This is a genomic window from Rhodococcus sp. OAS809, from assembly GCF_040546695.1.
Lineage (GTDB): Bacteria > Actinomycetota > Actinomycetes > Mycobacteriales > Mycobacteriaceae > Rhodococcus_F > Rhodococcus_F qingshengii.
This window is the reverse complement of the sequence record NZ_JBEPOI010000001.1, coordinates 495,506-519,202: the sequence shown is the minus strand read 5'-3', so window position 1 is coordinate 519,202 and position 23,697 is coordinate 495,506. Positions and strand designations below refer to the sequence as shown.

15 protein-coding genes are annotated in these 23,697 nt (G+C 59.9%); 8 read left to right on the top strand and 7 right to left on the bottom strand.

Annotation, left to right across the window (positions count from 1 at the left end):
* Positions 1–410: 410 nt before the first annotated feature.
* Positions 411–1,052 (top strand): TetR/AcrR family transcriptional regulator, encoded by a 642-nt coding sequence (locus tag ABIE52_RS02460; RefSeq protein ID WP_192713442.1) that lies wholly within the window; start codon positions 411–413, stop codon positions 1,050–1,052.
* Here the strand turns inward: ABIE52_RS02460 and ABIE52_RS02455 are convergent.
* Complete coding sequence (locus ABIE52_RS02455) at positions 1,042–2,352, bottom strand: alpha/beta hydrolase-fold protein (protein WP_192713441.1); 1,311 nt, start codon at positions 2,350–2,352, stop codon at positions 1,042–1,044. The genes ABIE52_RS02460 and ABIE52_RS02455 overlap by 11 nt on opposite strands.
* 1,083 nt (positions 2,353–3,435) lie before the next feature.
* Here ABIE52_RS02455 and ABIE52_RS02450 point away from each other — a divergent pair.
* From ABIE52_RS02450 to ABIE52_RS02425, 6 genes are all read left to right on the top strand, one after another.
* On the top strand, positions 3,436–4,665 hold the full coding sequence (locus ABIE52_RS02450) for a metal-dependent hydrolase family protein (protein ID WP_192713440.1): 1,230 nt from the start codon (positions 3,436–3,438) through the stop codon (positions 4,663–4,665).
* A gap of 1,898 nt (positions 4,666–6,563) precedes the next feature.
* Positions 6,564–8,747: a S9 family peptidase gene (locus tag ABIE52_RS02445; protein ID WP_192713439.1), complete on the top strand. Its 2,184-nt coding sequence runs from the start codon at positions 6,564–6,566 to the stop codon at positions 8,745–8,747.
* A 711-nt stretch (positions 8,748–9,458) separates the two neighbouring features.
* Complete coding sequence (locus ABIE52_RS02440; protein ID WP_192713438.1) at positions 9,459–11,096, top strand: ABC transporter substrate-binding protein; 1,638 nt, start codon at positions 9,459–9,461, stop codon at positions 11,094–11,096.
* A 36-nt stretch (positions 11,097–11,132) separates the two neighbouring features.
* A complete protein-coding gene (locus tag ABIE52_RS02435; RefSeq protein WP_192713437.1) occupies positions 11,133–12,086 on the top strand; it encodes an ABC transporter permease in 954 nt (317 codons plus the stop codon).
* Between the two features lies 1 nt (position 12,087).
* A complete protein-coding gene (locus ABIE52_RS02430) occupies positions 12,088–12,939 on the top strand; it encodes an ABC transporter permease (protein WP_192713436.1) in 852 nt (283 codons plus the stop codon).
* Positions 12,940–12,954: 15 nt separating this feature from the next.
* Positions 12,955–14,853, top strand: a complete 1,899-nt coding sequence (locus ABIE52_RS02425; protein WP_192713435.1) for a dipeptide ABC transporter ATP-binding protein — start codon at positions 12,955–12,957, stop codon at positions 14,851–14,853.
* A gap of 529 nt (positions 14,854–15,382) precedes the next feature.
* On the opposite strand, the gene ABIE52_RS02420 is transcribed toward ABIE52_RS02425, so the two are convergent.
* The 6 genes from ABIE52_RS02420 to ABIE52_RS02395 form a co-directional block, all read right to left on the bottom strand.
* Positions 15,383–15,892 (bottom strand): acyl-CoA thioesterase, encoded by a 510-nt coding sequence (locus ABIE52_RS02420; protein WP_192713434.1) that lies wholly within the window; start codon positions 15,890–15,892, stop codon positions 15,383–15,385.
* Between the two features lie 771 nt (positions 15,893–16,663).
* Complete coding sequence (gene lpdA, locus ABIE52_RS02415) at positions 16,664–18,046, bottom strand: dihydrolipoyl dehydrogenase (RefSeq protein WP_192713433.1); 1,383 nt, start codon at positions 18,044–18,046, stop codon at positions 16,664–16,666.
* A gap of 233 nt (positions 18,047–18,279) precedes the next feature.
* The gene (locus ABIE52_RS02410; RefSeq protein ID WP_192713432.1) at positions 18,280–19,599 is read right to left on the bottom strand and encodes a dihydrolipoamide acetyltransferase family protein; all 1,320 of its coding nucleotides are present in this window, start codon (positions 19,597–19,599) and stop codon (positions 18,280–18,282) included.
* A 43-nt stretch (positions 19,600–19,642) separates the two neighbouring features.
* Positions 19,643–20,611 carry an alpha-ketoacid dehydrogenase subunit beta gene (locus ABIE52_RS02405; RefSeq protein ID WP_279218660.1) on the bottom strand — a complete coding sequence of 323 codons (969 nt, stop codon included), beginning with the start codon at positions 20,609–20,611 and terminating at the stop codon, positions 19,643–19,645.
* A 23-nt stretch (positions 20,612–20,634) separates the two neighbouring features.
* On the bottom strand, positions 20,635–21,753 hold the full coding sequence (locus ABIE52_RS02400) for a thiamine pyrophosphate-dependent enzyme (protein WP_192713430.1): 1,119 nt from the start codon (positions 21,751–21,753) through the stop codon (positions 20,635–20,637).
* A gap of 30 nt (positions 21,754–21,783) precedes the next feature.
* Complete coding sequence (locus ABIE52_RS02395) at positions 21,784–22,305, bottom strand: hypothetical protein (protein ID WP_192713429.1); 522 nt, start codon at positions 22,303–22,305, stop codon at positions 21,784–21,786.
* A 187-nt stretch (positions 22,306–22,492) separates the two neighbouring features.
* Here ABIE52_RS02395 and ABIE52_RS02390 point away from each other — a divergent pair, with 187 nt between their 5' ends.
* The gene (locus ABIE52_RS02390) at positions 22,493–23,008 is read left to right on the top strand and encodes an Lrp/AsnC family transcriptional regulator (protein WP_279218640.1); all 516 of its coding nucleotides are present in this window, start codon (positions 22,493–22,495) and stop codon (positions 23,006–23,008) included.
* Positions 23,009–23,697: the final 689 nt, after the last annotated feature.

Below are 23,697 nucleotides of genomic sequence, written 5' to 3'. Positions count from 1 at the left end.
ACCGACTGCGTCGTTTCTATCGAAAGCATCGGCCAGGCCCACCATCAATGCCTGCACTTGCTTCTGTTCCATCCAGGCTTTTATGTCATCCGATGAGGTAAGCAATGCGGCCGAGAGCACTTTGATCCCGGCCATGGTCACCACGGTGTCGTCTTCGATACAGACGCCGGCACCGCGCAGGTACACGGGCGCCCACTCGTCGTTCGGCGAAAAGTACTGGCGCGGTTCGGTAGTGAGGCAGTGCCGGTCTCGCAGGTGTCACCGAAATCCTAGGAACTGACGGCTCATCCCACCGCGTCGGCCCCTGCGGCGATGAGTCGGTCGAGGTGTTCTTCGCTGCTTCTGACGATGTTGATGTGAGCTCCTGACCTCGGACGTCATTGTTCTCCGCTTCGGTAGGATCGCGTTCCATGCGTAACACTCCCCGTGGCCGTGGCACGTCGGCCGGACTGAGCCGTGAGTCGGTCATCGCCGCAGGTGGTCGGGTAGCCGAGCGGGAAGGCTTCGCTGGACTGTCCTTGCGGTTGGTGGCGTACGAACTCGGAGTCACGCCGGCTTCGCTTTACAATCACGTGGCCAACAAGGAGGAACTCGTCGACGCGGTCGCAGACTCTTTCATCCGGGAGCTGCTGGAGTCGCCGTTGCCGACAGCGCCGAAGGAGCGGATCCGTGAGCTGGTGATGCGCCTGCACCGTGCTGGCCTCACCCATCCTGGGATGCTGAGCAACATCATCGGCCACATTCCCGAACAGCCCGGCTCGGCACAAATGATCTACTCTGAGCTGATTCTGTCGGCACTGGTGGAGACAGGAGCCTCGGAGCAGCAGGCCCACCTGCTTTACGGCATACTTGTCTCACTGGTGGTCGGGACCTCGGTCGCCGCCGTCAATCTCCGCGCTCCCAGCCGACGGTCGGTGGATGACCGACTTGGCGACTACATCGCCGACAGTTGCATCCCCCTCACCAGTCGCTACCTCAAACGTCCCGAGGGCAGTCAATGGTCGGATTTCAGAGCTCGTGTGGACTTCGTCCTGCGCGACCTCACGGAATAGGGGAGGCTCCGAGCAGCGCCGGCAGGCCCCGTTCGAGAGCCGCACGCACTGTGAACATCTCGTGGCCGGAGGGATATTCCAGCAAGTCGGTGACGTCGGCGCCAGCAGTAACCAACACGTCGCGGAAATGTCGGACGCCGCTGACCATCGTGGCGCCAGGTTCCAGGCCGGGCAGGCCGATCACAGTGTCCTCAAGTTGACCGACGGCCAGGAACCACCGAGCCTGCGCGGAGTTCCCCGGGGTGACCTGGCGAGCGAGCCACTCACCCGGCTCGGTAGCCGGGTCTGGGGTGTAGAAGAAGCTCGCCGAGATCGGCATCGCGGACCCGAAGAGGTCGGGTCGGTGCATGATCACGAAGGCCGTCGCAAGTCCTCCGTAGCTGAAGCCAGCCAGTACTCGCTGTTCCACAGGAGGGAGCTCGTCACGGTGATCGAGCCAGGGGAACAGCTCGTTGGCCAGTGCTGTGGGAAGCGCGGGGTTGCACGCCATCTCGACCATACGTGACGTCGGAGACAGGTTGTGCCACAAGACAACCCTTACTGGTGGAACCTGACCAGCTGCGATCGCAGCGTCCAGATGCTCCAGGATGCGGCCGGAACGACAGTACTCGCCGTCGAGCATGACGACGAGAGGAAAGTCCTCTCCGGATTTTGCGGGTTGGTAGACATCGACGCGACGCCCGCTGGGCAGCGCGTGCTCCTCTATCTTCCCCTCCAAGTCACCCTCCGCCAGAGTATCCGGCGCGCCTGGCATTACGAGGACACAGTTCAATGGCTCGGACGAACCACTCATGGAGTCGTGGACCCGGCGCGGGTTGTGCCGGTCGGGTCGAATAGAGCGTGCGTAGGCGGCGGCAAATGCGTTGTACTGCTCGGGATCCGATAGCTTGGCAATCATGTCGTCGGTGGTGCCGCCGAGGCTCGGAGGATCGACCTGGTATCGATATGCCGTCGTGATGCCGCTTGCGACGCGGACCACGAGGGTCCAGACGTTGGTACCGGGCTCTCGGATCATCGGCTCACTCTGGCGAGGGACGCTCAACATGAGAGCTTGGGTGTTGAGTTCGACGTGGTCGACGTCGTCAACGTGAACGAAGGTCACGAGGAACTCGTTGCCGGGATGAGCATCCGCAGATGGTTCCACGATGGGGCCTTGGGCTGCTTCCGCATCGGCCAGTAGTGAGGTCACCGCAGCCGACGGATCATCAGCAAGCTCATCACGGAAGCGAGCAAGCCGGGGGCTTGAGCTGGCCAGACGGCTAAAGCCCAGGTTGGTCACGACTTCCTCCGAATAGTCCATCCATTGACATCGCCCGATCCGGGGGCACCGGTCACACCAGCTGAGTCGATGACATGTGGGCTGGTCATGCAGCATCTTGTTGGGCGCTCGCCGTGCCGTGCCGTTCGGACCCGCCGAGCGCTGATGCAATGCCGAAGAGGGTGGGCAAACCTTGGTGCAGTGCCCCGACCGAGGCGAACCTCGCACGTGGACTCGGCCCCAGACTCGTCGATTTCCGCCCGGGCCACCAGCGGAGCGCGACCGGCTGCAGATCCCGCGGATGAAACGTCAGGACCGAGGCGCCAGAAGTTTGGCAGTGTTGTTGTCATACAGTCACTTTCGCGATAAATAAACGGTGTTCATTTGACTAAAATTTCGCACACTCCTCTAGTTGTGTCAAGCAAATCGCCTAATCACTCGCAGACGGCTCGAGATTCTTCGATTACTTACTCACTCGTGCAAGCCCCTACGACGAGGACGGCAGCCTCGGGTGATCTACACCGCGATGCCACTAAGATCGCAAAAGATCGTTCCTGTTCACGGCCGGCAGGACGCGCGACCTGCATCCCTGCAAGGCAGTACTCGACTACGTCGTCGATGCTGTTCGCTCCTAACTCGCGGTGCGCGAAATAGCCGGAATACTCGACCTGACTACGCGTGACACCACCGAGAGCAACTGTGCGAGCGGGACATTCCACGCCTTAGCCTTGACGTCGCACAGCACATTTCCACTCCTCCGAACGCCCGCGTCAGGCTGTCGTCGTCGATGTTTCGGGTAGATCGCCTTGGAAAGGCCTTGCTTCACGCCGACCGACCACACGTAGCCCCAGCTCCAGGGGAATGTCGGTAGGTGCGGTATTGATTGCAGTGACCTTCATTGTTGCTTCTCGAATGGTCAGAGAGGTCAACAACGCCGGTGTCCGCCGTCCCCGCGCATCGGCACATTGCCGAAGAACAGGGCGAGAACTTGGGCTTATGTCGAAACAACTGTGTCAGCGTGATACAGAAGAGCAAAAAAAGACTTCACATATTCAACATTCGACTGTAGACCTCTTTACCCAGTCACCCTAGGGTCGAAGAACCTATTGGTATCCAGGAGGATTGATGCAGGAATATTGGATCGCAGGCGCCCGAGTCGTCGACGGAGTCAGCACGGAACCACAGGACGGACTGGATATCCACGTCGTCGACGGCCACATCACAGCGTTGGGTAGAACTCCCCAGGGAGCACACATCGTGGATGCGTCAGGTCTCACGATCACACCGGGCCTCATCGACGCCCATGTCCACTTCGGAATGTCGACCGACATCGATCCAAGCCTGCGGCGCGAGATTTCCGTCGCTGAACTCGCTGCGGACATGTTCGCCAATTGCGAGGAAACACTGAACGGAGGTTTCACGACGGTTCGCGACACCGGGGGCATTGACGGCGGGCTGGCACAGGTGGTGGCTTCAGGAAAGGTCAAGGGACCGCGAATCATCCAATGCGGGCCAATCCAGTGCCAGACCGGCGGTCACGGGCATCTCGCGGCAGAGTGGGAACCGACCGCCGACTGGTCGGACCACGATATCCCCGGCCTCCGTGCATTATCGCTGCTGAGCGACGGCCCAGAAGAAGTACGAAAGAATGTCCGCGAGTCCTTTAGACGGGGTGCGGATTTCATCAAAATGTGCGTAACAGGAGGGGTGGTATCGACGCATGACAAGCTGAGCGACACCCAGTTCACATTCTCGGAAATCGCTGCGGCAGTGGAAGAAGCCGCCGCACGTGGAACGTATGTGACCGTTCACGCGCACAACAACGCTGGCTTGCGCACCGCAATCGAAGCTGGTGTCAAGTGCGTCGAGCACGGTACCGAGATAGACGACGAGATGGCAGCGATCATGGCTGAGCGCGGCGTGGCACATGTTCCGACTCTCGCAGTGGTCCAGAAACTTTCGAGATCGGCTACCGAAGCAGGCCTATCTGTAGCGATGGCATCTCGAGTGGGCGATGCCATGGCCGGTCAGCGACGTGCGATTGTTGCCTCGCGTGCCGCAGGCGTCAAGGTCGGCTTGGGATCCGATCTCATCGGTCCACTGCAATCTGATCGAGGCATCGAGCTGACACTGCGCGCCGAGATCGAGACGCCCATGCTCGCGCTGCATTCGGCGACGCGTATCAACGCCGAGATTTTGGGTATCGCAGACGAAGTCGGAACTATCGAAGTGGGAAAGCGCGCTGATCTCGTTGGATTCGCTGCAGATCCAATCGAGAATCCGAAGATCTTCGGCGACCGAGAAATGGTGCGCTTGGTCGTTCAGAACGGACGGTTGGCTCGCGATACGCGATAGTCGTTGCAGGATAATGCGTTCATCGCAATCGCATCCGATGAACACATTGCCCGCTGTCAGTGAAGTGGGCAATACAGTGACTGCGTGGTCGCCCGGACGTACTCTTCCACGAGAGACAGGGGTAGCGCCCATGGACGAAGGACTGCGTCATGAAAGTCTCGGATGTCGAAGCGCGTCCCAAGGCCGTACGCTCTCCTCTCGGCAGTCCATCAAGAGAGACTCTCCGAGCTTGTACGCCGACGCTCGAACTTATAGATGCCGAGTACTTCGAAAGACGTGACGACACCGAATCCCGGGACGACATCCTTTACCCTGATGACATCCCCAGTGCCTGAGTAGGATTGATGAAGCGAAGCCAGTCCCCCGTACGACGGCCCCAAGGCCGACTCTGACCCCTTTGCATTTCAATGTTCTCGCGAGTGAGCGCTGCAATTGCTCGTCATGCCATCGCAATACGGTCGGTGACAGAAGCCTCTGCGCTGCGAGCAACCGCATCCCGTGACCGCCGGATCTGCCCTTTGCCAGTACTGTCGCCGACGTGAGATACGAATACACCGCTGCAGCGCGAGATCCAACTCGGTCGCAGCGCCCTGCGCCGACCCATGCGCTCCGATGCGTATTCCGATCACATCACATGACTTTCGTCCGACAGCATACCGGCATGAGCCAGTTCGTCTACTGCATGCGAACGGATGGAGTTTCCCTCAGATACCAAGTCTCTCAACAGTTCTGGCTCACGACTGTCTCTCAGGTCGTCAATAGGCAATAGTCGGTGCAGAAGTTGACCCGCCGCGGTGCGGCGTCGCTAGCCAGCTGAAGTTCGACTTCGCTCAACGAGTTGTCGTCGCAGAAAAGCCACAGATAGCCGAAGAGTTCGCCATCGCATCGGACTGGAACACATACTCTTCCGAGCACGCGATTCTCCGGACCTCCGAAGATAAGCACCGGCACAGTCGCTGTACGGATCCCGTAAGAGTGCACTCGATAGACGAGGTCCTGCGATGCTCGGCGCGTGAGAACCGACTGCACCCCGGTGATCGTCGACTTGATCATGCGCGGTGCGGGCCGGGCGACGACTGTGCATGTCATCGACCGCTACAGCATGGTGAAGACGAGAAGCCAGACCCTCGGCCACTGCACGGAATTCTTCGAACATCAACCACACCCATCTCAGGTTGACCGTATCGCTGCATAGACGACGAGCCACACGCATCGAGACAGTTTCGGCGCGACAGCTCACTGCCCACGCGCACGCGCAAGCTCCGATTCGCGCTCCTGCACTCAAAGGACCAACCAATACCGGTGCGCATTGCCGCACTACAAATGCCGGAAATCGATAGCGAAAACTTCGACAAATGTAGAGAGTCGTGTGCGGATACCTCGACCTACCATTGAACGGCGCACAAGCGAAGGCGGCGAAGGGCATTCACCATGGCAGATTCGACGTTCGACACTCACACCTTCGAGCAGGAGGCGCGAGCCACCAGACAGTGGACGACGCATGACGGATCCTGGCGGAGACGCCCGTCGTCGCGAACAAGCTGGGTCGAACTCTTCAGGGGTTACCGGGCATCGGACCCAAAGTTATGGCGAGCCGGGCATCCGGAGGCAGAAACATCATCGCGTGTATCGACTTGTGGAACACCGCCGTGCCGTCGCCCGATCTGAACACTAGTGTCATCGCGGCACACACCGCAGCCGAGATGTGGGTGGACACCAAGAAGTGACACTGGCTGGTCTTCGATTCTCTCGGCGACGACTTCCGCTACTCGCTCCGTGAGAAACTACGCGCCGATCTGGGCTCGGGTTCGACATCACCGACTTCCACGACACTGCACTAAAAGCAGCGGGACTGACACCGCCCCTGCTATCCAACAGATGAGGAGTGATTCGCTCTCATGATGACCATGTCCGACCGCTATCGCCAGGCCGCAGCACTGTCTCCGGACAGGATTCGCACGCTGATGCGCAATCGTCGCATCGATCCCGTCTGGACAGGAACCGGTGACAGCTTCTGGTACAAACGCCGTGGTCGAGACGGCGAGCAGTTCGTACTCGTCGACCCCGAGATTCCGAGCCGGACAGTTGCATCCTCGGCTGCCGAGCTGGGTATCGACGACACAGGTGGATCAAGCGAACCTGAAATCCTTCGCGGCCCGGACGAGCGTGGGCTGATCCGACGCAACAACGATCTGTGGCTTGTGGACGCCAACGGCGAGACGCAACTCACTTTCGATGGAGAGCCTGACTTCTCCTGGGGAACAATTCCTTCCGATAACAACATGGTGGTACCGTTCCGGCGCAGAGGTCTCAAGCTACCCCCGATGGGCACCGTCCACTCACCGTCTGGGCGCCGGGTGATCACAATGCGCCCCGACGAGCGTCATATATCCATCAAATACATGACCGAAAATGTTGCACCCTCCGAACGGGCGAGACCCGAAGTTCATTCGTGGCGCGTTCAACTCGAGGACGAGGGCCCACCACCTGAATCCGAATGTCGAATAATCGATCTGGACACGGGAGGGTGGGTTCGCGTCGACGCTGCGGATGGTCTCGTTTCACAGTTGTCGACGAACGGCAGCACCGAGGTCACGTGGTCGTCGGACGAGACCCGCCTGTACATGCTGCACCATCACCAGGGCCAGAGCAGAGCCAGCCTCGTCGAGGTTGATACGAGGACCGGCGAACGCCGCGACGCGCTCGTGATCGAAAACGAGCCACTCTACGAACCGAATCAGTTCCTCTACAACCTTCCGCTAGTTCGAGTTCTACCCGAGCACTCCGAGGCCGTAATATTCTCCCAGCACGACGGTTGGGGGCACCTCTATCTCTACGACCTCAACACCGGGCTCGAGAAAAATCGCGTGAGTGAGGGCCACCTGGTCGTTCGCGACATCCTGCATCTCGACTCCAAACGACGCGAGATCACCTTCGTTGCAGGAACTTCGGAAGACGGTGGCAACCCCTATTGGCGCCGGGTGTACCGCGCCGGTCTCGATGGCGGAACACAGCGACTCCTCACACCCGAGCCCGCCGATCACGAACTCGTCGCCCCGGCACCACAGTTCTTCAATCTGGCATTCGGCCATGGGAAGACGTCCGAGCGGAGCATCAGTCCCAGCGGACGATTCTTCGTCGATCACCAATCGACAGTCAGCGACCCGCCCGTGATTCTTCTGCGCGATGCGAACGACGGCGGCCGCGTGGTGCTGGAACTTGAACGTACAGATATCGGGCCTCTCCTCGAAGCAGGATATGTTGTGCCCCAATCATTCTGTGTGAAAGCCGATGATGGTGTCACCGACTTGTGGGGCATCCTGTCGATGCCGAACGAACCCCTCGATCCCGCCCACATTCCCGTAATCGAGGACGTGTACGGCGGGTACCAGACAACCCATTCGCCGCATGCCTTCATTGGAGCAAGCATGATGGCGGGTCGACACGTGTATCTGCCGGCCTACAACGCACTGGGTTTTGCTGCTGTGATGCTCGACGGCAGAGGCACCCCCGGACGTGAGCGCGCATTCCGGCAGTGGACATTTCGTCGGTCCCACACCGAGGCAGGACTGGAAGACCACGTGACGGCGATCGCTACTCTTGCCGCGGGTGATCCTCGACTCGACCTGGACCGCGTCGGAATCATCGGGCACTCGTACGGAGGCTACAACGCCGCGAGGATGTTGCTCATGTTTCCGGACTTCTACCGTGCCGCAGTCAGCAGCGCAGGAGTGCACGTCGCGAAGAAGCTGCCGTACGGCATGTGGGACTGGCATATCGGCGGAGACACCGACCGTGTCAGCGATCGGTACACGCACCTGGGAAATATCCACCTCGTCGACCGGTTGTCGGGGGACTTGTTGATCGCATGCGGGGAGATTGACGAGAACGCGACGGTCGATCATTCCTATGCCCTTGCCGACGCCCTCATCCGGGCCGGAAAACGTTTCGACTTCAAGATCTGGCCCGGAGTGGGCCACTACGATCGCAGCCCCTATGCATCGATGGTGTACTGGGATCACTTCGTGCGAAGTCTGCTCGGGCAACGACCGCCCGTCGACTACGTTCCGATTGGGCCGTAGTCGGTGGCGATGCCCTCTCATACCGATCCGGTTTGTTCTTTGCCGCAACGGAAAGTCAGTCTCCTCGACATCTGACGATCGCGCTGGGGTCTCTCATCGGCAAGGGTTGGTGTCCTAACCGTCCAAGGAACGAAGGTCCCGTCGGACGTCACCCGAGGTGATGTCCCGAGGGCAGCGGCGGCCGGAAACGCCGGCCTCCAGTGCATTTCGCGCGAGTATTCGGGGCCTCGCGGAATAGCATCCCCAATGTTCCGGATGATGCTTCCGACAGGAGGCGGATCCCGTCGGTCAACGAATCATTGCGACGTGACAAGAACGTCGAACCGAACTCCGGCAAAGACCCGGTCGTCGTCGGCAGCCGAGGCGCGCGGCGACCCGGTACACGCGCCCGGCATGCCCGTTTCGTCAGTTGGCTGATCCGGCGCCTTGCCACTACTGCAGCGCAGCTGATGGCAATCTCGATGGCGATTCGGAGCGCTGCATCTGAGGCCAGGACGTCCGGAGGGCGTACTCCTCAGCGACCGCCCTTTCGGACCGCGTGATCACACCCGTCACCACCGCTGGACTCGGGACACCGCCTTCCAAAGCAGTCTTCCGATCGTCGAAAAATACCCGCGGTGGATTCGACAATCGTCTAACGATATGTGACCTACATCTCCGTAGCGTTACCCGTCATATCCGCTTGAACTTTCGCGAAAAAGGAGTTGACGCTTGAAGAATCCAGTTCTACATCTCGCGATGCGCGCTTACACGCGAACCGCCACGTACGCGGTATCGGCAACAGCACTCGTCCTCGTGGTTTCCGCGTGTGGCTCCGCACCGGGCGCCACACAGACCCGTACGATCACCGACGATCCGATCCCCGCCTTCACCTTCGCTCTTGCTGCGGCTCCGATCTCCTTGGATATCACTAAGGACTTCGGTCCTTCCATGCAGGTTCAGACCCTGTTCACCGAACCGCTGGAACGGCTTTCCGGCGAAGGAGAGTTGCGACCTCATCTCGCCGAAGCCGTATCGGTTCCTGACCCGACGACCATCGACTACGTCATCCGGTCCGACGTGCGATTCTCCGACGGAACTCTACTGACCCCGGAGGACGTGATCTGGAGCCTTCGGCACGTCTCTGATTCCGCAGCCGGGGCGCAAACTGCCGGCGAGCTGGAAAGTCTCGAAAGCATCGAACAGACCGGACCGATGCGGGTGACTGTGAAGTTGTCGCATCCCGATCCGGTTGCCAGGCAGAGCATCGCGCTGTTCGGACTGATTCAACAGGCAGGGTTCGCTGAAGAACATGCTGCCGAATTGGGTACTGCACAAGCGGTTCCGGTGGGCACTGGCCCGTACCGGGTCCAAGAATATTCAAGTTCCGGTGTGCAACTTGTCCGAAACGATGACTACTGGTCGGAGAAACCTGCACCGGAAACTCTGAAATTCGACGTGATTGCGGACGGCAACACCGCTCAGTTGGCAATGCGATCCGGCGATATCCAAGCTGCGAATGTGGCCGACATCAAGAAGCAGTCACAGTGGAAGCAGATCGTTGGAGTCGACACGATCGAGGTCCCACTGACCAAGCTCGCATACTTGACGTTCGATACCAGTACGAGTCCGTTCGACGATGTCCACGTGCGGAAAGCCGTCGCGCACTCGATCGATCGACAAGGAATCGCAAAGGCGGCATTCGGTAACGACTCCGTGATATTGAAGGGTTTGGCAACTCCGGAAATGTTGACCGGTGTCGCCGGTTCCCCCGAGAACGCGCAATCCTTCCTGGATGGACTCGGCGGGATCGAGTTCGACAGTAACCTTGCGGCGCAAGAACTTGCCGCCTCCTCGCACCCCCAGGGATTCACGGTGGAGGTGCCCTACACCGACAACGTGGACTGGACGGAACTGACGGTACTCAACCTGCAACAAAACATGGCGCCGCTCGGTGTCACCATTGTTCCAAAGCCCATCACGCAGACCCAATGGATTTCCGACCTGTACGCCCACAAGGTTCCCGGAATCGGATTCCTGTCGATTACCGCATCGACGCCCGACCCCAAATTGATCGGCTCCGTCGTCGGAAAGGAGAACGCTGTCGCGCCGAAGTTCAACGCCTCGAATTGGTCCAGCGATTCCGTCGAACAGGCGCTACCGGTCCTGAACGGGTCGACGTCATCCCAGGACCGATGGACAGCCGCCCAGACCATCTTGACTGGCATCGACGCACAACTTCCGTACGTCCCGCTGTTCAATCCGAGTCTGGTCTACGCGATAGCCGACGGGTTCGCCTTCGATAGCGACATGTCCTTCTACGACTTCGTCAACGGGTCGTGGGTTGCCGCAGTGAAGGCAACGTCGTGAACGGCTTCATCTCCCACACAACGAGGTTCGATTGAGATGGCAGTAGCGGCGTTCATCGCCAAGCGACTCGTAGTCTCGGCCGCGCTGCTTCTGGTAATCAGTTTTCTGGTGTTCAGTCTGCTGTCGGTGACGCCGGGCTCTGCAATTGCCGTCCTTGTCGGCTCTCGTCCGAGCACACCCGAACTTATCGCGGCCCTGGAGGCACGACATCACCTCAACGATCCTTTCCTGGTTCAGTATTGGCACTGGCTGGTCGATGCACTGCAGCTCGATTTCGGGACGTCGACCAGATCAGGTGCGCCGGTGACCGGCATCATCACCGATCACCTACCGGTCTCGATCCAACTGGCGGTGTACACACTTGTTTTGGTGGTCGGGATCGGGGTCCCCTGCGGAATGTTAGCGGCGTATCAGCGCGACAGATGGGTGGACAGAGGTATCTCGATGGCTTCCGTAATAGGTATGAGTGCACCAGGTTTCGCAGTCGGAATGTTGCTGATTTTCGTATTCGGACTCACGCTCGGACTGTTCCCCGTTTACGGCGTGGGCAATGGATTCTTCGATCGGTTGGTGCACCTCACCCTGCCTGCCACAGCACTCAGCATCGCGCTCATCGCACTGCTGATCCGGCAGACACGCGCCGGAGCGCTCAACGTCCTCCGGCAGGACTACATGACATTCGCGAAGGCTCGTGGTCTCGACCCCTCACGGGTCTTCTTCCGATATGCGTTACGGAACTCCGCAATGCCGGTGGTGACTGCGGCCGGTCTGATACTGATCGCTGCGCTGTCCGGGGCCGTGCTCGTCGAGACCGTGTTCTCCGTACCGGGAGTCGGTTCGCTGATGGTGCAGTCGGTCACCGAAAAGGACCTACCCGTCGTCCAAGGGTTGGCCGTGTGTCTCGGCGCCTTCGTGATTGTCGTCAACCTGACGGTGGACGTGGTAGCTCTCCTCGTCGACCCACGCATGCGGTACGCGGGAAAGGGATGACATGACTGCACTCACCGATCGCGAAAAGAGCAGGCGTGGATCGCGAATTCCCATCACCGTTGTGATTGCACTGGCGATCCTCGGTGTGGTGGTAGTCGCGGCTGTCGCCGGTCGAATCATAAGCCCATACGACCCCTACACTCAGGATCTTCTCCGCGGTGCGACCGGTTCCGATCGCACCCACTGGTTGGGCACCGACGATATGGGACGAGATGTCCTCTCCCGTTTGATCGACGGTACCGGCCGCTCCGTGCTCGGACCACTGTGCGTAGCGATGGGAACAGTGATAGTCGGCGCATCCGCGGGGCTGGCCGCTGGATACAATGGCGGTGCACTCGACAACGTCCTCAACCGATTCGCAGACCTCGTGTATGCCCTGCCCGCGCTCCTCGTCGCCATCGTGCTCCTGGGGATTCTCGGCGGGAGCTATTGGCTGACTGTGGCGATTCTGGTTTTCCTGTCAGTACCAAGCGCCATCAGAATAGTCGGCAGTGTGACGCGCGTCCAGGTTCGTCTGCCGTACATCGACTCTGCTAAGACCCTCGGATTGACCGACTCACGGATCATGATCCGCCATGTGCTGCCCAACATCGCGCCTACCGTGCTCGCCGTCTTCCTGCTGGATTTCGTCGGAGCGTTGGTCGCCTTCTCGTCGTTGTCGTTTCTCGGTATCGGTATCGCACCCGGGGCTGCGGATTGGGGATCGATGCTCTCCCAGGGGCAAACGATGATCTCCGAGAACCCCTGGGTCGCAGTTGCCCCGGCAGCCTGTCTCATCCTGACCGGCAGCGCCGCAACGATCTTCGGCGACTGGTTCTTCAATCGGCTGTCAGACTCGGGAGAACGGAAGTAGATGACTGTGGAAGATATGACAGTACGATCGGAAACGGCCGATGCGAATTGCCCCCTCCTGGAAGTTTCCGGGCTATCGGTGTACGCGAACAGGTCGCGGGTGCTCGTCAGTGATGTCAACATCACGGTCCGCCGAGGCGAGACTCTCGGGATAGTCGGCGAATCGGGCAGTGGAAAATCGATGGCAGTTCGTTCGCTGGTCGGTTTGTTACCGCCCGGAATCCATGCACGAGGAGCAGCAGCTTTCGACGGAATCCCGCTGATCGGCACACGCGAACGTGAACTGCGATCGTTACGAGGCTCCCGAATCAGTCTGTTGATGCAGGACCCGTTCAGCATGCTCAACCCCATCCACACGGTAGGCGAGCACGTACGGGAGACACTCCCGCCCAATATCCGAGAGGGCGGACGTCAACAAGTTCGGGCCGAAGTTGCTGCGCGCCTCGCGGAAGTTGGCTTGGATCCCACCGTCGCACAGAAGTACCCCTTTCAGCTCTCCGGGGGTATGCGACAACGAGTTGCCATGGCCGCCGCGCTTGCCGGCGATCCAGAGTTGCTGATCGCCGACGAACCGACAACCGCACTGGACGTGACCACCCAGGACGAAGTCCTCCGACTTCTCGCCGGTCTACAGAAGTCACGAAACATGGCGCTCATCTTGATCACTCATGATCTGCACGTGGCAATGGACGTCTGCGATCGGATCCAGGTCATGTACGCAGGACGGGTGGTGGAGGAGGCTACGGTCGCCGATCTTGCCCACACCCCGACGCATCCCTACACACGTGGGTTGATGTCGGCCAGTCCCCCAGTCGATCGTCGAGTCGAACGGTTGACGTCGATTCCCGGCAGTGTGCCTCGAGCCGCAGCCGTCGAAGCGATGTGCGCATTCGCTGACCGATGCGAATGGTCTGTCGACGAATGCTTTTCAGCCCGACCAGCTCTCACTCCTATCACGATCGAACACGCTTCGGCTTGCATCCGCATCGATCGGATTCACGACGAGTTTCCCCGCGGTTCCGAGTTCGAACCCCTTCAACCTCAACAATCCCAGTCACGATCTTTCGACACCATCGGCCCACCGATAGTCGAGGTTGCGAACGTACACAAGGTTTATCGCGCTAAAGCGATGTTCGGCAAGCCCAAGGAATCGCACGCCCTTCGCGGCGTGACGTTCTCGGTCCGCGCCGGCGAATCAGTGGGACTGGTAGGTGAATCCGGTTCAGGGAAGACAACCGTCGCTCGAGCTCTCCTGGGTCTGGAGCACGTCACCTCCGGCCGGATATCGGCATTCGGCAGAGAGCTCGCGCCCACTGCATCCACTGCGCAAAAAACCAGAGTCGAGTTGGCCCGGAAGATCCAAGTAGTGTTTCAGGATCCGTACGCAGCGCTCAATCCATCCCGAACCATCGGTGCAGCCTTGCGAGAAGCGATAGCCGTACGAACCGGAGCGGACAAACGCGATAGCGATTCCGTAGCCTCGGAAGTCTCGGAGTTACTCAGCAAGGTGGGACTACCCGGCAGCTACGCCGCTCTCCGTCCGGCGGCGCTCTCGGGTGGCGAACGTCAGCGCGCCGTGATTGCCCGGGCAATTGCCGTTCGACCCAGGCTGCTCATCTGCGACGAACCTGTTGCCGCCCTAGACGTCTCCGTGCAGGCCCAAATCCTCGAACTGCTTCGCTCCATTAGAGCCGAGAACGGGATGAGCATGCTCTTTATCACTCACGACTTAGCAGTCGTGAGGCAGATGACCGATCGAACAGTGGTTCTCTACCGGGGTGAAATCGTGGAAGCCGGCGAGACCGACGCCGTGCTCGACGCACCAAATCACCAGTACACACAACGATTGCTCGCGTCGGTTCCATCCTCCATTTCAGCAGTTGTGCAACGTAATTCAAATGCAATCCCGAGGTAGCACTGGTAGATACGGCGACCGGGGGCACCCGCTCTTGCACTGGCCGGCACGCAACACCGAATGCCGACCTCGGATTTGCATGGAACCTCCGCCGATCCTGCACCTCCTGACGGACCGACACGGATGCATGGACTGCCACAGAAAACGCCACTTCGTGAACCCGACTCCGTCACGCCAAAAGTCCGTTGTCAAAACATTGTCGACTGCGGCCTGCGAGCGTTGACCTCGCATGAATCCGAAAGTGTTGGCGCATAATAATTATCCATCCCTCACTGGAATCGCAGTCGGCAAGGATGCCGACGGCGGTTCAAAAGATTCGGTGACCCCACATCTCCGGCCCATTCGCTGAGGTCCACAGGATCGGCAGGGTCGGACTCGATGTCAGGTGACGGTGCACTTTTGCCATGAACGGCTATGACGACTTTCACCGCAGCGCAACGCATCAATGGTGACGAATGCTGCAGGACCCCGCAAGAACCCGAGGCTTTGCCTAGATTTCAAATCACGTTGTAGTGCAATGTTCTGCGCATCAGCACCCTTCGGGCATCGACGGAACTGCGTGTGATCGCGAGAACGCCGCCCGTTGCGCACGCCTTCGCAGTCGGGCCGCCTCGAATCTTTCCCGTTGCAACGCTGTCGAGAGCAACAACGGCGTGATCGCGACTGGTTTGCCGGCTGCATCGACGGCAACCATCGTGAGATAGGAGCTGTTGGTGTGGCGGCTGGTTCCCCTTCGAATATTCTCTGTATCGACACGAATTCCGATCTCCATGGAGGTTCGACCGGTGTAGTTCACGGAGGCGGAGAAGGTGACCAATTCGCCGACATGAATAATGTCGCGGAATAGGACTCTATCCACCGATAGGGTTACCACATAGGTTCCCGCATACCGACTTGCGCAACTGTAGGCGACCTGGTCAAGGAGTTTGAGCAGGCTTCCCCCGTGAACATTGCCCGAGAAGTTCGTCATATCGGGAGTCATGAGGACGGTCATCGTCAGAGACGAGGGCCGGCCTGATGGTGATTCATCGGATGTCATGGATGAGTCTCCGGGTCCACGAGCAGCGTCCATGTGGCCCGCTCGTACGTTTTGGCTACCTCTCGGCGGGTGTCGAGGACGTGCATCCGACCGTCCGGAGAGAGATCGATAGTGTGCTGGCGGTTGTATCTGTCGATCATGGATTCTGATCGGATGGAAAAATAGGTTGGCATATTCGATCCCTTAGTCTTGTCGCCGATTGACCGAAGTGTCAGAGGCGGAACATGGTTCGCGCTTGTCGTGCCACCAGGAGGGTGTCGCCAGTTCTGCGGGGTCAGAGGCCAAGATCTCGGTGACAGTAGCGCGCGGCCGCTCAGTCGTGAGAAGTTGATGCGTTTCCAGTTAGCTGCCTTCGCGGCTGCAAATTCGGCAGGCGCATACCCCGAGAACGTCCAAGCACACGGAGTTACGTCCCCTCCATCAATGTTTCCCGGCATCGATGATCAGATGTCAGCTATCTGTTGGGACGGAGAGACCGTCAGTTCGAGTCGGATGAGGGCACGTTCAGTCTCCTCAGATGGCTTGGACGGCGGCCTTCCACTTCTCGGACTGCCTGGCTCGCAGTACTCGCCAAGTGCATTGTTCGCTCGTAGTTTTTCGGGCGTCGATCCTCGTACTCGTCGGTCCCCCATCTGTTTCCGCTCGTGCCTATCGCACCGACAACGCCGGACCCAATGGCAATAGCGTTCCGGGATACGCGGAACCGTGCGGTGTCGGTGTGTTCCTTCACCCTCTGATATTCGGGGCTTTTCACAGGAGCAGCGTGTCGGCTTAGCTGTGGGTGTGCAGCGGTTTGCCGGCCAGTGCGAGAAGTGCCTCGCCAAATGCTTCGTTCTGAGTGGGATGAGCGTGGACGTACGGAGCGACATCGCTAGGTTCAGCCCCCCAGTTGTAGACGAGTTGTGCCTCCCCGATAAGTTCCCCGACCCTCGCACCAACCATGTGAATTCCGACTATCGGCCCTGCGGTGCCCTGGGTTCCAGCCTTAACCAGTTTGATCGCTCCCGAGGTTTCCAGAACCTGCGACTTGCCGTTGCCACCGAGGTCATAAGTCACGGTCTCGATCTCGCCGAACTGCTCCTTCGCCACGGCCTCGGTGAGGCCTACAGAGGCGACTTCGGGGTCGCAATAGGTCACCCTCGGGATGCCTGCTTCGTCGATGGGGCGGGGATTGAGTCCGGCGATGTCCTCGGCGACGAAGATACCCTGCTGGAACCCGCGGTGGGCGAGCTGCAGGCCTGCGACCACGTCACCGACGGCATACACACCAGGAAGATTGGTGCGGAGCCGTTCGTCGGTATACACAAATCCGCGGTCGAGTTCGAGCCCTATATCTTCGAATCCCAGACCATTGGTGTTCGGGCCGCGGCCTACAGCAACGAGCATCAGGTCCGCCTCGATCTCTGCACCTGAATCCAGGGAAACAGTGACCCGGCCGGGTTCAACGTGGGCGTCGGTGAACTGCACACCGGTTTCCATGACGATCCCGCGGCGACGGAATGCACGTTCGAGGATTTTGGACGCGAATTCGTCCTCGTTCGGCACCAGCCGCGGTTGAGCCTCGACAACTGTGACTTCAGCACCGAACGAGCGCCACACACTCGCGAACTCGACACCGATCACTCCGCCGCCGAGCACGACGACCCGCTCCGGGACCTCGTCCAGAGTCAGCGCTTGATCCGAGGTGACGATCCGCCCACCGATTTCCAATCCTGGCACGGTCTTGGCGTACGAACCCGTGGCCAGTACGACATTTCGTCCGGTGAAGCGGGTACCGTCGACCTCGATCGACGTGGGGCCTACGACTGTGCCACTGCCTTCGACGAGCTCGATCTTGCGTGAGCTCACCAAACCTTTCAGGCCCGTGTAGAGCCGGGCAACGACACCGTCCTTATAGGCGTTCACGCCGCTCATGTGGATGCCGGCGAACTTCGATATCACCCCGAACTGCTCACCGTTACGAGCGGCATCGGCGATCTCTGCCGCGTGGAGCATCGCCTTGGTCGGGATGCAGCCACGGTGCAAACACGTGCCACCGAGCTTGTCCTTCTCGATAAGAATCACCGACTGTCCCAGCTCCGCTGCCCGCAGCGCACATGCGTAACCCCCTGATCCGCCACCCAGTATGACCAAGTCCGCAAAACGTTCATTCATAGTTCATTCCTTTCGCGGCACCAGTGGGCGTCGCTTGAACCGACTCCGAAAGCACGCGCCGGGCTGTTTGCCCGAGGCGTACTAGCGGGCCCGATGGTGTCGTGTGGTGATCATGCCGTGATGCGTGCGGTATGAACCGCACCGGTTGAACCCGTGTACGCACTCACCGAATCGCCTGCGACACAACCACATCAACCCTGCACCAGTGAGGCGTCACGACTAATCGTTATTGCTCAATGCACGAGCGCGAACGACGGCTGAGTGAGCAAACGAGCGATGTGCGCGAGCACTTCGCTGCCCAGTTTGCCGTCGACCAGTCGATGATCGAAGGACAGCGACAGTGTGCAGACGCTCCGCAGCTTGATCTCCCCCTGGTGCTCCCACGGCCTGCGAGCGATCTGACCGACACAGAGGATTCCGGCCTCACCCGGGTTGAGAATTGGTGTACCACCGTCGATACCGAAAACGCCGATGTTGGTGATGGTGAACGTACCCTTTGCCATAGCCTCGGGTTGTGTCTTGCCCGCCCGCGCCTGAATGATGAGGTCGTCCAGCGCATCACAGAGTTCGCGCGTACCTAGTTTGTTTGCACGCTTAATGTTTGGGACCAGAAGACCCCGCGGTGTCGCCGCGGCGATGCCCAGATTCACATCGCGATAGCGCACAATCTCACCCGCCGCAGCGTCCCACTTCGAATTGATATCCGGATGCGCCGCCAACGCAGACAGCGTCGCGCGCACTATCAGCACCAACGGCGTCAGTCGCACACCTGCGAACGCCCGATCATCTCGAAGCTGTTCCAGCAAAGTCAAGATATCCGTCACATCGATGGTGACCCATTCGGTCACGTGCGGAGCGGAAAACGCGGAGGCGACCATGGCTTCAGCAGTCGCCTTCCGCACTCCCCTGATCGGAACCCGCGTCTGATCAGATTCTCCCAACTCGAGAGAGGGCGAGACCTGCTGTCTTGCTGCCTCGACGTCGCTTCGAGTGATCCGCCCCGTTGTGCCTGTCGGAGTCACTGTCGCCAAATCGATGCCAAGTTCCCTCGCACGGTGTCTGACTGGAGGTGTCGCGTAATGCCTGTCCAGCGTGACGAAATGGACAGCAGACTCCCCCAGGCTCCGATAGCCGAGTTTGCGGGGACGCCGAGCAACTTTCGCGCGGCTCGGCCCGTAGCCGACCAGTACCGGCTGCCGCTCCTCTTCAGGTTCGTCGGCCTGCATTGAGGCCGCCGTGGCGATCGGCCCAGTGACGTCCGGTGCCAACTCTGCGGCACGCGGAGACACTCCATTTTCCACCGCGGCCGAGTCGTTGCCGAAACTGACGATGACAGAACCGACTTCGACGGTCTCTCCCTCACTCGCATGCAAGGCAGTGATGACGCCGGCGTATGGGGACGGCAGTTCGACGAGGGATTTGGCCGTCTCGACCTCGACGAGAGTGTCGTTCACCTCTACGGTGTCACCGACCTTGACATGCCATTCGACGATCTCGGCTTCGGTAAGTCCTTCGCCGACATCGGGCAGTTTGAACTGTGGGGTTGCAACCATCGTGGTCCTTCGGCGTTGGGGCGCGGACTGGCCGCGGCGGCACTCAGTACGAATAGGTGGCGTCGACTGCGTCGAGCACACGATCGAGATCAGGCAGGTAGAGGTTCTCCGTCCGCGCAGGCGGGTACGGAATGTTCCAGCCACCGACGCGCTGGATTGGGGCTTCGAGAAGTGAGAAGCACTGTTCGGTGATCGCTGCGGAGATCTCGGCACCCAGCCCCGCAAACGTCGGGGCCTCGTGCACAATTACCACCCTGCCCGTCTTGCGGACCGACTTCGTGAGAGTGTTCAGATCGAGTGGGGATAGCGACCGAAGGTCGATCACCTCCAGCGATCGACCTTCGGACTCGGCTACAGTTGCCGCATCCAACGCGACACGAACCGTTGGGCCGTAAGCGATCACGGTGACGTCTGTTCCCTCGCGTGCGACCAGCGCACGCTCTAGGGGGGCAGCGCCGATAGGAACCGGTCCCAAGGCGACCGGGGCCTTATCCCAGTAGCGACGCTTGGGTTCGAAGAAGATCACCGGATCGTCACAGGCAATGGCCTGCTGGATCATGTGATGTGCATCGGACGGGCTGGCACAAGCCACAACCCGTAGGCCAGGAGTGTGGCAGAAGTACGCCTCATTGGACTCACTGTGGTGCTCGACCGCGCCGATCCCGCCACCACACGGTACGCGGATGGTGAGTGGGACGGTAAGCCGTCCTCCCGAACGTGCACGGAATTTGGCCAGCTGGGACACGATCTGGTCGAAAGCCGGATAGATGAAGCCGTCGAACTGGATTTCGCAGACTGGGCGGTAGCCGCGTAGCGCCATGCCGATCGCGGTCCCGATAATGCCCGATTCGGCGAGCAAGGAGTCGATCACGCGGTCGGCACCGAAATCGGCTTGCAGGCCTTCGGTAACCCGGAATACGCCGCCGAGTATGCCGATGTCCTCACCAATGAGGATCACGGACTCGTCGTCCGTTAGCGCCTGCCGCAGCCCCGCATTGAGGGCCGCGCCCATGGTTACAGTATCGATCGTTGTGCTCATGCGAATGATTCCCTCCACGCGGTGTAACGCTCACGTTCGGTACGCAGCTCATCAGTCTCACTGACAAGGGTGTGACGGAAAGTGTCCTCGAGCGCGGGGGCGGCCAACGCCCGGCAGGCACTACGGGTAGTCTCCGCAAGTTCCACTGCCTCGCCCTCTAACGCAGCATGAAACTGCTGGTCAGCCCAGCCTTGCTCATCGAGAAGGTGACGCACCCGCCGGATCGGGTCGCGCTCCTCCCAACGGTTGACCTCGTCGGCCTCGCGGTAGCGCGTAGGATCGTCCGACGTGGAGTGCCCAGCCATTCGGTAGGTTATCGCTTCGATCAATTCCGGTGGACCGCCGGCGCGGGTTCGCTCGGCGGCAGCGACGGTCGCCGCGTGCACGGCGAGCACGTCGTTTCCGTCGACCAGGGTGGTTGTCAAACCGAATCCGGCGGCTCGCACGTGCAAAGGTGTGCGACTCTGCGCGGAAGCTGGCGTCGAGATGGCCCACTGGTTGTTCTGACAGAGGAACACAATCGGAGCGTTGGTGGTGGCAGCCCAATTCAGTGCCTCGTTCGCGTCCCCCTGGCTTGCCGAGCCGTCACCGAAGTAGCAGAGGACGATCTCGTCGAGAGCCGCGTTCTTCCGGCGGTCGGCTGCGACGCCCAATGCATAACCTGTGGCGTGCAACAACTGGGTCGAAAGAACCAGTGAATAGATATGGAACCGATAATCGTCCGGGTTCCATCCACCGTGCGAGGTACCACGCCACTGCGTCAACAGCTGCCTGGGCTCAAGACCACGGCACATAGCTGCTGCTTGTTCACGATATGACGGGAACACATGGTCGCTCGGTCTGACAGCGCGAATGCTACCCACCTGAGCTGCTTCCTGCCCGCGGCAGGAGAGCCAGAGACCGAGCTCGCCCTGACGTTGCAGGTGGTAAGCCTCTTGGTCGAACTGTCTCGCGAGCACCATATCGCGATAGAACCCTCGGACAAGGTCCGGGGTGATACCTGCAGTCTCCGCGTCGATTAGCAGCACGCCGTTGGTGTCGACCAGCTGCAACTGCGGTAGAGCCGCGAAGTCATCGGCTCCCGATGACGTTGGCAAATCCGCTAATTCGGTCATGCGTCACTACCTTCACGTTTGCTGGATAAGTCAATTCGCGTATGCCGCGGGTCGGGGATCAGAACTGACCGCTGGAGATCCGGCCCGAAAGGCCGACACCGCGCTTGTCATGATTTCCACGACACCGAGTGGACGAAGCATCGACTCGAAATCGGCGCACCGCTCGGGCGTGGCAGTCAAGCACAACGCCATTCCCTTGTTGCTGAGCTCGAGAGTCTCCGCGCCGAAGATCCGAGTCAACTCACCGATGCGCACCAGATCGACGGGATTTGGCCGCAACCTCATATAGATGGACTGCCTGAGATGTCCGCGGGATCCCACAGTGATGACCTGCGCAACGTCGACGAGTCGGTTGAGACGTTTGGTGAGGAGTTCAAGTCGGTTCGCCGAGGAAACGTGTACAGCCAACTGGATCCGCCACCGATCCGGGTCTGATTGTCGGATGAATTGCAGGCTGATGATCTCCACGTCCATCGGTAACAGCAGTCCAGCCACCCGAGCCGGGACATCGGGACCCGGACCCGCGACGACCACGAGATGATGCTCCGACATCTAGATCCCCCTGGAGGATAAGAGAATTCGGCGGTAGCCGACAGTGCGGCCGACATTAAGCGCCGGATGCCATCCAGAGCAATGTCCACGCTCCATAGATGCTCTATGAAGTGGCGAAACTGCAACTGTTCAGGCCCTGCGGTGCAACAACTTTGCCAATCTCAGCAATTTAGTGCATGGTCATGCGGTGCTCGATGACATCGATCGTGGAATCATCCGCCTACTCCAAGAAGACGGGCGCCGAACAGTCCGCGACATCGCAGATCGCGTGGGACTGACTGTCGCACCAGTGAAACGGCGTATTGACCGTCTCGAAGAAACCGGAGTGATCAACGGCTACACCGTGCGGGTGGATCCCACTAAGATTGACGGTGCGCTCGAAGCCGTCCTCGAACTGCGGGTCGCCGGCAACTTGGAACTCAGTATGATTCTGGCTTTCGCCGAAGAGATCCCCGAGGTCATGGAAGTTCTGACACTCGCTGGCGACCCGGACGCTATCGTCCGTATCCGCGCCGCGAACATCCACGACCTCCAGCGCGTCGTCAACCTGCTCCGCACCAACGGTCGAGTCGCAGGGACAAAAACTCTGGTGGTTCTCAGTTCGTGGTCCCGATCAGGGCAGCAGCCCGACAAAGCCGTCTATGACCACATCAAGCAGACTGAGGGGGGTCCACCTCACATTGGGCATGTCCGCCCACAGTGACGAAGTGCATCGGTTGTTCGTGCGCCCAGCCAGCCGCCGCATACCGAGGACGGCATTCCGAAGTGCCGCAGGGTCTCTGCTCCGTGCCGACGCCGATGATGCTGCGGCACATCGAAAAAGTCCTCGCCCCCTTTAACACTCTTGCCCGTTTTCGCACTGAAGTCAGAGTCCGTTGCTACTGCGCAGCATGTGAGTTTCATCAGTTCTCCTCTCCTTACAACCAACAAATACATAGCGATAATCTCCACATTTTGACACTTCTCATAGATGGTCCGTCCGTCGATTCTGTGACGATACGGGATTACCTTGGAGGCCATGACAATTGATGCGACCGTCCGCATCACAGAACTCATCCCGGCACGTGGGGCCTAGACTTCCTCCTCGTCGGATGGTCGCCGCAGCCGCGCCACTAACACAGATCGCAGTCACTACGACACTCGTGAACGACGGGTCTTGCGTACGCTTCGGCACTTCGAGTGCATTGACCTATCACTCGCACCAGCTCTCGAGCCGGGGGGACGACGCGCAACACGTTCGCCCACGTTCATGAGGCCTACGCGCTCACCGACCAACACGCGCGCAGAATTGGTCTCGGCCCCAGATCCTAACCGTGCAGCGCTTTCCATGTCGCATGGGTCATCTAGGGCGGCCCTTGCAAACACGTAGTGTCTTGCGCGCGAGAATGTTTG